The sequence below is a fragment of the Hymenobacter agri genome (genome assembly GCF_054778495.1).
On record NZ_BAAGZM010000100.1, the window covers coordinates 1 to 10456 of the forward strand.

At 57.4% G+C, this 10456-nt stretch carries 11 protein-coding genes and 1 pseudogene; 3 read left to right on the forward strand and 9 right to left on the reverse strand.

Annotated features, from left to right (window positions below):
- Positions 1-162: 162 nt before the first annotated feature.
- Positions 163-342, reverse strand: a complete 180-nt coding sequence (locus ACYVDE_RS07615) for a transposase (protein ID WP_460500888.1) — start codon at positions 340-342, stop codon at positions 163-165.
- Positions 343-513: 171 nt separating this feature from the next.
- On the opposite strand from ACYVDE_RS07615, the gene ACYVDE_RS07620 reads away from it, so the two are divergent.
- A complete protein-coding gene (locus tag ACYVDE_RS07620; protein WP_460500889.1) occupies positions 514-753 on the forward strand; it encodes an IS1096 element passenger TnpR family protein in 240 nt (79 codons plus the stop codon).
- A gap of 353 nt (positions 754-1106) precedes the next feature.
- On the opposite strand, the gene ACYVDE_RS07625 is transcribed toward ACYVDE_RS07620, so the two are convergent.
- Positions 1107-1418, reverse strand: coding sequence for a hypothetical protein (locus tag ACYVDE_RS07625; RefSeq protein ID WP_460500890.1), 312 nt, complete (start codon positions 1416-1418; stop codon positions 1107-1109).
- Positions 1419-1581: 163 nt separating this feature from the next.
- The gene (locus ACYVDE_RS07630) at positions 1582-1845 is read right to left on the reverse strand and encodes a hypothetical protein (RefSeq protein ID WP_460500891.1); all 264 of its coding nucleotides are present in this window, start codon (positions 1843-1845) and stop codon (positions 1582-1584) included.
- A 116-nt stretch (positions 1846-1961) separates the two neighbouring features.
- Here ACYVDE_RS07630 and ACYVDE_RS07635 point away from each other — a divergent pair, with 116 nt between their 5' ends.
- Both ACYVDE_RS07635 and ACYVDE_RS07640 read left to right on the forward strand, forming a co-directional pair.
- Positions 1962-2219: a helix-turn-helix domain-containing protein gene (locus ACYVDE_RS07635; protein ID WP_460500892.1), complete on the forward strand. Its 258-nt coding sequence runs from the start codon at positions 1962-1964 to the stop codon at positions 2217-2219.
- A 104-nt stretch (positions 2220-2323) separates the two neighbouring features.
- On the forward strand, positions 2324-2548 hold the full coding sequence (locus ACYVDE_RS07640) for a hypothetical protein (protein ID WP_460500893.1): 225 nt from the start codon (positions 2324-2326) through the stop codon (positions 2546-2548).
- A gap of 49 nt (positions 2549-2597) precedes the next feature.
- Here ACYVDE_RS07640 and ACYVDE_RS07645 read toward each other — a convergent pair whose 3' ends face one another.
- From ACYVDE_RS07645 to ACYVDE_RS07670, 6 genes and pseudogenes are all read right to left on the reverse strand, one after another.
- Positions 2598-4466: a hypothetical protein gene (locus tag ACYVDE_RS07645; protein WP_460500894.1), complete on the reverse strand. Its 1869-nt coding sequence runs from the start codon at positions 4464-4466 to the stop codon at positions 2598-2600.
- 214 nt (positions 4467-4680) lie between these two features.
- Positions 4681-5538 (reverse strand): annotated as a pseudogene (locus ACYVDE_RS07650) (YifB family Mg chelatase-like AAA ATPase); the annotation flags it as partial.
- A 92-nt stretch (positions 5539-5630) separates the two neighbouring features.
- The gene (gene lpcA, locus ACYVDE_RS07655; RefSeq protein WP_460500895.1) at positions 5631-6233 is read right to left on the reverse strand and encodes a D-sedoheptulose 7-phosphate isomerase; all 603 of its coding nucleotides are present in this window, start codon (positions 6231-6233) and stop codon (positions 5631-5633) included.
- Between the two features lie 41 nt (positions 6234-6274).
- Positions 6275-6784: a hypothetical protein gene (locus tag ACYVDE_RS07660; protein ID WP_460500896.1), complete on the reverse strand. Its 510-nt coding sequence runs from the start codon at positions 6782-6784 to the stop codon at positions 6275-6277.
- A 149-nt stretch (positions 6785-6933) separates the two neighbouring features.
- A complete protein-coding gene (locus tag ACYVDE_RS07665) occupies positions 6934-8778 on the reverse strand; it encodes an ABC transporter ATP-binding protein (RefSeq protein WP_460500897.1) in 1845 nt (614 codons plus the stop codon).
- A 73-nt stretch (positions 8779-8851) separates the two neighbouring features.
- Positions 8852-10456: capsule assembly Wzi family protein (locus ACYVDE_RS07670; RefSeq protein ID WP_460500898.1), on the reverse strand; the 1605-nt coding region annotated here is incomplete at its 5' end.

Genomic DNA, 10456 nt, shown 5'->3' on the forward strand with positions numbered 1-10456 from the left:
CGTGGCGCGTAATGACCGCTTGCGCCGCCACTTGCCATGGAGCCGGCGCGGCGGCCGGCTGGCGCTGCCACTGGTAATAGCCGGCCGGGCTCACGGCCAGCACCTGGCACAGGAGCTGCACGGGCCACGGCTCGGTGCAGGTGGCAATAAAGGCGTAGCGGCTCATGACTGAGGCGGTTGGGAAAAGATGGTTAAAATATCGTGCTCCATGTCCACGCGCTTGAGCGCGGCCCGCAGGTGCTTGATTTCGTCGCGCTCCGCGCTGCTGGGCACGGCGGCTTCCAGGGCTTGGCGCTGCCAGCGTCCCAGGAAGGCCGGCGAAATGTCCCGGGCACGGGCCACGTCGGATTATCGGGCACCTGCCGCTACTCGGCGCACGCACTCGGCTTTAAACGCCGGCGTGTATTTCCTGCGGGTGGAGGAGCTTCCTCCAGAATTCGATTTTTCAGTCATGAGCAGCGGAAGTTAAGACTTCTCGCTGTCCGTTTTAGCTAAACCAACTCAGACCGCCTAGTGGCAGTCTACCAACTCAAGATTCACTTGGTTGGCATAAACCTGCACATCTGCCGGCGGGTGTTTGTGTGGGGAGATACTAACTTGGCCGAGTTGCATCACATCTTTCAGATAACGATGAGCTGGAAAAACTGGCACCTGCACAGCTTCAAGCTCTGGGGAAAAGAGAAGGGATTCCGTATGCCGGCGGCATCTACTTTGCCGACGATGCCGCCGGGTCCACTTGAACAATTTCCGTAGCGGGCGAACAACAAGTTTACCTACAATTTCGGCGATTGCTTGCTCCACCAGTTACGCTTATAAAAGGTATTGCTGCCGACCACCTTGTCCGCCCACCCGGTGTACGTGAGCGGTCGTCGGGCCAGCCCGCCGGAAGAAGTCGGCGGCCCGCGCGGCTACGACCAGCGCACACTGGACCAATTCAGCTGGAGCTAGGAGGCCTTGGACTGGTTGCCGGCAGGCGAGAAAATAATCGAGGACGACGTGCCCACTTTGTTCTGGACCTACCGCCCGGAGCACTTTCTGCGAAGGTCAAACATGCAACTGAAGACACTGCATAAATGCGTCTAGGCTCTCTTGCCTGCTAAATTGATTTATCCCCAACCGGGGTCCACTGGGTCCACGTCTGCATACTGTTTGTTGGTGTCAAAGAAGCGTTTGAGGGCTTGGTTCAACACGTCGGTGGTCGGGGCCCCGCCGGGCTTGTTGGCCTGGTAGTTAGCGAGACGGCGCTTGTTGTCGCTCGTTATCGTGGACGTGAACGTATGCTTTTTCTCTGGGCCCTCCTTTTTCGGCGCGGCCATCTGGGGTGTGGTCAGCTTCTTAACGGAACCCGGTGCAGGGGACTTCTTATCAGCATACAGGGCGCTGATGGCATCTTCTTCGTTGTCTTGGTCGGTATGCATACGCGAGGGTTAAAATCAGCTACTAATTGCCCAATCGCTCCGTGATGTAATCTCAAATCGCGTTCCACAGGTGTACGCCTTATCGACGCCACCTCATGAATTCTTGAGATTTTTGGAACAGGGCCAAATAATGTATCAATGCTTGGTTGATGAGGTAATTCTTTTACCTCCTTCGTCCGGTGCTCCAATAGGCGACGTTGTCCAACCCTACTTTGTTGGCCTCGCTGAGGTTGGTGAGGAGGGAATGCACGTAAGGGAAGCTCTTGCGGCCAGCGCTGGAGGCAGACGGTGGCTCTTCTTTGTGGACGATGGCATTAGCATCTGTTCCCCGGCGAATAACAACTTCTATCTCAAGAGGCGCTTGGTTGCCGTCAATGCCCATCACCTTAGTGACGAGGTGAGCGAGAAAATGGGTTTCGTTTTGCACAGAGGGTAAAACGGGGTGTTATAACGGCCTAAACTCAGATAGGGGCAATTTACGTCTTTTCTGTAGACTATAGACAACAACAAGTGGCTGCGGGGCTCCAGTAGATTGCCGCCACAATGAGCGGCGAACCAATCAGAGCGTTTGGCTTGGTCATCAGTCAGATGCGCAAAGGGCTTGGGTTGTCCCAAGAAGCGCTGGCGGATGAGGCTAGCTTGGACCGCACATTTATTTCCCAACTGGAGACGGGAACCAAGCAGCCTTCGCTCACCACCATTTTTCGCTTAGCCGCGGCCTTACAGGTAGAGGCCTCGGACTTGCTTCGGCGGGTAGAGGAACGGCTATTGGCTAATAAGGCAGGAAGTTCACGAGAGTAAGAACAGATATCCCAGCCAAACTGCTTTAGGTACGACAGTCACCTAATCCTCTCGCCTGCGTTCGAGACCATTGGAAACACCGAACCAACACATAGCATTGATTATTGGACAACCCAACCTGTAAAGCAGCGACGACCATGATGTCAACGAACAGCCGTCGCTTATTCGCGCAGGCCTTTGGTACGTTCAAGGTCTTTTACGGCTTGACTGTGGCCAGTAGCAGTTTAGGGCAACAAGCGTTTTCCAGCAGTGTTTGGCAAATTTTGTTTGGTGCGGTGGCGCGTCCAAGGCAAGAAGCGGTTTATTCGAAAGGGCTCGCGGAGTCTTAACTCTTGCTGCTTGTAAATAACCGTTGCAAGCCGGTGTGTACCATCAGGCCTATTCGCTGCAAGCCCTAGGGTATTGTTGAGCGCTTCGCAATGACTTTACCCAGGCTACCCATTCTGGAGTTGGTGAGCGGAATACCCACTGTTTTGATGCAGATGTCATTATGCGTTTCCAATGCGTAGCATCGATACCCTCTGGGTACCTAACCATCAGGCTGATATTCAATGCTAATCGTTGACGAAAGCAAGCAAGGGTCCGCTCAGCGAAGAGTAAGCATAGTGAGGTCGAAGCGGAGGTTAACGGAACGATATGGGCCAGAGGCAATGTGCCTGGCCCTAGCCCGTAATGACCAACCGATATGGAATGTCTTGCACTAAACGATTCAATGTCAGAATACGAGTGAGTTTGATAGATGAGAGTTAGCAATCGGTTCCATTCTGTATCCGTTGGCGTACCCAAGTTTTGTTTTTGACTGAGTACCAGCCAGTCGGGGAGATGAGGAAAATGGAGAATGAAAAATAGTCCGCTACTGAGCTCTATTTGCGCTATATGAAATCTGCGGACTCGATGCTGATATAAGCTGCCCGGCAGTGGAGGAAAGCCCCTGTGGGGAAAGACGGATACATTCGGCCCAAAATGCTCTTCACTATTATATAGTTTGAGCATTTTTGACGGATACCCTTCTGCTGAAAAGGATTTTAATAATTTGATAAATGCATCAGGGATAACCCTTTCTTGTTCTGCATCGGTTAAACAAGTCTTTGAATGCAAAGAGGATAGTTGTGAATCAAACCATACAAGTGGTTTAGACGCAGAGGACGCTCTAGCCCAGATGGGGCCACGTTCAACGGCGGGATGCGGCGAACGGAAGGCCTCTGCTACGAATGCTGTCATCGCGTGGGGGCCTACCCGTCCATTTTGAGAGAATGCTGGTTCCAAAGGGTCGAGCCTAAGCTTTGGAGTGGATGATTTTGGCTGCCCGTAACCCAATAGGTCAGAGCAAATGGGAAAATCAACGGGCTCCGCTGATGAAAGCACGTTGCTTCCCAGAGGGTGATATAGCAGAAAGCGAAAGTTGTGAGGAGAAGATAACGGCGTTAACGACGTTATCCAGAAGTATTCCTGTTGCCCATTGGTGAAAAGACTGCCTTCGCCGCGTAGCATCACATTGTGTCCCAGTTGCCCCGTCGTTTTGGCGTACACAGGCTTCTCTTCACTTATCTGCACCTTGTGGGTTTCGGCCCACTGGTTGTGTGCTTGATTGAGCGTGCGTGCACAAATTGGGTCAAACAACAAGCTGCCAAGTACCCGGGCCTCCACATCGTTCAGGTATGTAGCCGCTACATACATTTGAGCTTGATGTTTTGTATCCCGGCTTGGGCTCATGTGGGGGCGACAGAGCAAATTCAGAGGCAACTGCGAAAAGAGATATTGAATTACCCTGGGCCCGGCGTGATAATAAAAAAACCGCAGCAACTCGAAGCAGGGTATGAGTATACGTTCTTTTCCATGGTCGAGCAAAGCGACCCAAGTATCCCCTTGTGATGTCCAGAAAGCAGGCCGCGGCAGTTCTGTCAATTCAACTATCTCCCTAAGCTGAACTAACCTGTAAGGCCGGGCCCCGGCAAACCACTGACGATGCTCGAAAACAGGCGGAGAGCGGCTAGTGTAGGCCTTCCCATTTGAGTCCCAAAGAGAGCCTGGAATCAAATGAGCAGCTCGGCGTATATCGATTTGACGAGCTACAGGCTCCGCATTTGAGGTTAAAAATGTTTCTTGTTGCCAAGGTTGAAAATAGCAAGTGATTTTATAGTGTAACGGTGGTAGATGCGATAATGGCCCGACATGTAAAAGTTGATAACATTCCTGGTGTACAGGGGCTAAAAAGGACACACCCAATCCTAGGCTTTTATTAATCATGAATCGGAAAGCTGATTAACATACATCTATAACCCTAGCGAACATGGTTGCCAGCCTAAAGTGGTGAGCCTTGAAACTCTTGAAGTGCAATTGATTGGATGCACTAACCGCTATTGAATAGAGTTTGCCCAACACAAAGTTTCTGTCTCATTATCTAAGCAAATTCTCATTATCCAGGGTAAAATCTCATTATCTAGAAAAATTCACAATTAACACCGCCGCCCACCAGCGCCACGTCCGAAATAGTGTGGTGCGGCGCGCGGAAGGGCCGCGTGCTCAGCAGCCCGCCGCCGGCCAGCTTTCCTGCTACGGAATGGATTTTGGTGGTTTCGAGCGCCTCCTGCATGCTTAGGGGTGGCAAAATGCTGGGCAGGCGCTTGGCCAGCATGGTTTTGCCCGCGCCGGGCGGGCCAATCATGATGACGTTGTGGCCGCCGGCGGCCGCAATTTCCAGCGCCCGCTTGATGTTTTCCTGGCCCTGCACGTCGGCAAAGTCGGCCGTGTACTTGTTCACCGCGTGCTGAAACAGGTCGCGGGTGTTCACCACCGTAGGAGCAATTTCCAGTCGGCCCTCGAAGAAATCGATGGCTTCCTGCATGCTTTCCACGGCAATCACGTCGAGGTTGTTCACAATGGCGGCTTCCTCGGCGTTGGCCTTCGGCAGCACAATGCCCTTGAAGCCCTCCTTACGGGCCTGAATGGCAATGGGCAGCACGCCCCGAATGGGCCGTAGCTCGCCATCGAGGGCCATTTCGCCCATAATGATGTACTCGGGCAGCCGGTCAGTCTGCAATTGCTGCGAAGCGTGCAGAATGCCCAGCGCGATGGGCAGGTCGTAGGCCGCGCCCTCCTTGCGGATATCGGCCGGGGCCATGTTCACCACGGTTTTGGTGCGCGGCATGCGGTACCCCCGAAACTTCAGCGCCGCCTCAATTCGCTGCTGGCTTTCCTTGATAGCGTTATCGGGCAAGCCCACTACGTTGAACCCCGTGCCCGCCGAAACCACTACTTCGATGATGATGGTGTAGGCATTGACGCCCTGCACGGCCGAGCCGAAAGTTTTGGTAAGCATGGTAGAGAGGTGAAATAGAGAGGTGGTGAAATGGTGAGTTTCAGCAGGCTTACAAACCTACTATACTTCTCCTTAAATCACTCACCATTCCACTATTTCACCACATCGCCAATTACCAGCTTCTCAATCAGCTGAATCATGATGTGAATGGCCTTGATGTGAATTTCCTGAATCCGGTCGGCGTAGCCCGAGTGCGGTGCCCGAATCTCCACATCGCTCAAACCGGCCAGCTGGCCGCCGTCCTTGCCGGTGAGGGAAACCACCGTCATGCCCAGTTCGCGGGCAGCCTCGGCGGCGCGCAGGATGTTGGGCGAGTTGCCGCTGGTGCTGATGGCCAGCAGCACGTCGCCGGGGCGGCCCAGGGCCTCCACGAAGCGGCTGAACACGAACTCGAAGCCGAAATCGTTGGCCACGCAGGTCATGTGCGAGGCTTCGGTGAGGGCGATGGCGGCCAGGGCGCGGCGGTTCTGGCGATAGCGGCCCGAGAGTTCCTCGGCGAAATGCTGGGCGTCGCAGAGGCTGCCGCCGTTGCCGCAGGTGAGGACTTTGCCGCCGCTTTGCAGGCTGGCGGCAATGAGCTCGGCGGCGGCGGCAATGCTGGCCACATGGGCCGGGTCGGCCAGAAAGCGGTCGAGCACGGCGCGCGCTTCAGTTAGTTCGGCGCGGATGAGGTCGGGGAGAGAGGCGTCAGGCACTTTTTAGGTAATCGGTATCAGGTAGTGGGTAGTCGGACGGGCTAGGCCAGGGGCGGGCGTTCGGCCGGCGGGGTATTGCTCAAGCTCGGGTCGGCTTGGGGAAAAGTAGGCTGGGGCAGGTGGTCGGCCGTCCGGTTCTCCGTGGTGCTAACTGTGCCAGCCACCTGGCTCTGGGTAGGCTGGTCGCGCACTGCGGGCGTATCGAGGTTGCGGCCATCGATGGTGCGGGCGCCGGCGGCGGGCGGGGCAATGCCACTGCGCTGCTGCTGGTCGTAGAGCTTTGCTTTCAGCTCATTGATTTTGCCTTCGTGCTGCGTTACGGTCCGGCGCAGTAGCACACTATCAAGGTTTTCGGTGAGCAGGTGCAGGGCCATGAGCACCGCGCCAATCACGAACATGACGTAGAAAAACTGCCGCTCTTTTTCGGGCACCGACAAGCCTGCACCCATATCGGCCACCGAGGTGCGCACGGCAGGCACGAGGATAAACAGCAGCGCCAGCAGCAGGTAAATCATGACGGCGACGGTAACAATACGTTTGAGGGCAAGCATGGCGGGGGGAGTTGGTTGGAGGCGAAATATAGCCTTTTACGGATAGGCCCGCCCGAATGGAGGAGTACCCCGCAATTTCATTTCGGCCCGCGGGAGTTGATGGAACAAATCGCTCGCCCGGCCCGAAATGAAATTGCGGGGTGCTCCGCCTATACCAACGCGGCGTTGGTTTGCATCGAGCTCAGGCGCTGATATACGCCGCCTTCGCGGCGCAGCAGTTCCTCGTGCGTGCCGCGCTCCACGATGCGGCCGTGCTGCAGCACCACAATTTCGTCGGCGTGCTGCACGGTGCTCAGGCGGTGGGCAATCACGAGCGAGGTGCGGTTCTGCATCAGGCGCTGTAGGGCTTCCTGTACCAGCTTTTCGCTTTCGGTGTCGAGGGCCGAGGTAGCTTCGTCGAGGATGAGGATGGGCGGGTTGCGCAGGATGGCGCGCGCAATGCTCAGGCGCTGGCGTTGCCCGCCCGAGAGCCGGCTGCCCCGGTCGCCAATCACCGTCTGGTAGCCCTCGGGGCTGGCCACGATGAACTCGTGGGCGTTGGCGATGCGGGCGGCTTCCATCACCTCGGCCTCGGTGGCCTGGGTGTTGAAGCGGATATTGTTGAAAATGGTGTCGTTGAACAGAATACTTTCCTGCGTCACGATGCCCATCTGGTCGCGCACCGAGTGCAGGGCGCAGGCGCGCAGGTCGTGCCCGTCGATGAGAATCTGACCCGCGCTGGGGTCATAAAAGCGGGGTAGCAGGTCGGCCAGCGTGCTTTTGCCGCCGCCGCTGCCGCCCACCAGCGCCACGGTCTGGCCTTTTTTGATGCGTAGGTTGATGTCGTAGAGCACCGGCGTGTCGCCGTAGCTGAAACTCAGGTCGCAGAACTCAATCTCGCGCTCAAAGGGCGGCAGCGCCTGGGCATCGGGCCGGTCGCGGATGGCGGGCTCGGTGTCGATGATGCTCAGCACCCGCTCGCCGGCCACCAGCCCGCGCTGGATGTTGCCGAACGAGCTCGACAGCGCCTTGGCCGGCGTGAGCACCTGCGAAAACAGCACGATGTAGGTAATGAACGACGCCCCTTCAAGGTCCGAGTTGCCGCCCAGAATCAGCGAGCCGCCGAAGTACAGCAGCCCGGCCACCACCGACACGCCGGCGAATTCTGAAAACGGCGAGGCCAGGTCGCGGGTGTTGTCGATGCGCCGCGAGGTGCGGGCGTACTGGTCGTTCTGCTCCTCAAACTTGCCCTTGATGTATTCCTGGGCATTGAACGCCTTGATAACGCGGATGCCGCCCAGCGTCTCATCAATCACCGACAGCATCGAGCCCAGCGTGCTCTGGCTCTGCTTGGCCTGCCGCCGCAGCCGCTTGGCCAGCGTGGCAATAATGCCGCCCGAAATGGGCAGCAGCACCAGTGTGAACAAAGTCAGCTTCAGTGACATGTAAAACAGCACGACAAAATAGCCCACAATGGTGAGCGGGTCGCGGATGACGGCTTGCAGCGTGTTCACCACCGAGGCTTCTACTTCCTGAATATCGTTGGTGAAGCGCGACATGAGGTCGCCCTTGCGCTGCGCCGAAAAGAACCCCATCTGCAGGCCGATGATGCGGTGGTACAGCTCGCGGCGCATGCTGCGAATCACGCGCGCCCGAATCCGGGCCACCAGCCGCAGGCTCAGGTACCGGAACAGGTTGCTGAACAGCACCGAGGCCACGAGCACCACGCACACAAACGAAAGTGCCCCCAGCTTGCCGTACGTGGCAATCACCTGCGAGAAGTAATAGTTGAAGGTGTGGGTAACGTAGTCGAGCGACAGCGCAAAGTGCGGCGGGGCGCTGGGCGCTTCCACCTGCACCTTGCCCGTTTTGTCGAACAGCACATTCAGCAACGGAATAATCAGCGCGAAGTTGGCCAGGCTGAAAAAGATGCCCAACACCGTGTACACCAGGTACAACGGTAAAAAATCGGCAAACGGCCGGGCGTATTGCAGGATTCTTAAATAAGTCTTCATGGATAAGCGCGATGGGCCGCAGGGGAGGACGGCGGAACGCAATAGTTACTTCAGATGCCGCCGCGGGCGGGGCTTAAAACTCGTGCAGGCGCTGGGCAATGTTCCAGCGTACGGCCAGCGAGGCGTACACCTCGTTCACGTTGGCGGCGGGCGTGAGGGAATAGGTCTGGTGCCGGGCGATGAGCTTGGCATCCAGAAACAGGTTGAGGCGGGGCTGGTAGGTAGCCGTGAAATCGGTGTGCAGCAGGCGGCTCTTATTGCCCTGGCCCACGCGGTTGCCGTACTCGCTCACGCGGGTGGTGTAGGGCAGCAGCGGGTTGCCGCCGAAGTTCAGGAGTCGGGCGGGGCCGGGGGCCGGGTCGCTGGGCAGCGTCACATCGAGGCCCTGCTCGGTGTAGATGGCCTTGCCCACCAGCATGAGGCGGGGCAGGGGCTGGTAGCTGAGCACGCCGAGCACCTCGGTCAGGTTAGCGCCCATGGGGTGGGCCAGGGGCTGCATGTAGTGCGTGTACGACGTGTAGTAGCTCTCGTGCTGGTAGGTGTAGGGGCGGATGTAGTTGAATTCGCCCTGCAAATCGAGGTTGCGGATGCCCGCCACATCAATGTATTTGAAGCCGGCCTGCACAGCCTGCTTGTTGCCCCACCAGCCATTACCGGCTCGCACCTCGCTGATTTTGAACTCATCGAGCACTAACTGGCCATAGAGTTGGGCCGTGTGGAACATGTTCCACTTGAAATCGAGGCCCAGCACGGCGTTATCGGCCGAGCCCACCTGCTGCTCGATGGCGCGGTAGAAAATTACCGGGTTCAGGTACTGCAGCTCTAGCCCCCGGCCGGGGCCACCCGCAATTTCCGATTCAAACACGCCGATGTTCAGGTTCGGCGTCACGTCGAGGCTGAGGTGGTGCAGCGCCAGGTATTTCTTGGGATACACGCCATCGACGGGGCTGCCCGCCGAGTTGTAGAGGCGCCGGCCCGTGAGCTCGGCAAACAGGTTCTGGTAGTTCAGCTTCCAGATGCGGGTGTTCAGCTTCAGGAAGAAATACGGCGTGCTGTAGTCCGACAGAATCAGCGAGCGGTAGCCGTTGCCGATGAAGTTGCGGTCGTGCCCCAGCTGCACGTTGATGTGCTTGGTGGCGGCGTAGGTGATGTAGCCGCGCGCCGAGAAAAAATCGTACTGCCCGGCCCCGGTTTTGTAGGGCTTCCAGTAGCCCTCGTGCGGCACAATGGTGTCGCGCACAATGCGATTCTGCACGTACAGCGGCACCCGCTCCTGGTTGTCGGTCAGAAACGCGTAGAAGCCCAGGCGCTGGTCGATGGTGCCTTCAATTTGCGCCCCGCGCGTGTTCACGTACCGGATGCCGTCGCTATTCTGGTTGTCTTTGCCCACCGAAAGCAGTGCCACCGGATTCACGCGCAGCGTGAAATCCTTGCTGTCGACGTGGTAAAAATCGGTCTGGTCGCGGTAGAAGTAGTTGAGAAAGGGCCGGGCGCTTTGGTTCAGGTCGTTGCCCTGCGGCGAGTTGGCCCAGTTATCCTTCAGCAGATACTGCGCATTAAAGCGGTCGGCCCGCGAAAGGCTGCCATTGCGCGACGCCTGAGCACTATCGGGTCCCAGCATGCGCTCGCCCAGGTGGGCGGCGGCGGCGCGGGTGTAGGGCCGCACGCTGGTGTGCGG

Bases quoted from the DNA above. Each gene is read 5' to 3' on its own strand.
- ACYVDE_RS07625 (WP_460500890.1), bottom strand. From the start codon at position 1,418: ATGCATACCGACCAAGACAACGAAGAAGATGCCATCAGCGCCCTGTAT.
- ACYVDE_RS07635 (WP_460500892.1), top strand. From the start codon at position 1,962: ATGAGCGGCGAACCAATCAGAGCGTTTGGCTTGGTCATCAGTCAGATG.
- ACYVDE_RS07645 (WP_460500894.1), bottom strand. From the start codon at position 4,466: ATGATTAATAAAAGCCTAGGATTGGGTGTGTCCTTTTTAGCCCCTGTA.
- ACYVDE_RS07660 (WP_460500896.1), bottom strand. From the start codon at position 6,784: ATGCTTGCCCTCAAACGTATTGTTACCGTCGCCGTCATGATTTACCTG.
- ACYVDE_RS07665 (WP_460500897.1), bottom strand. From the start codon at position 8,778: ATGAAGACTTATTTAAGAATCCTGCAATACGCCCGGCCGTTTGCCGAT.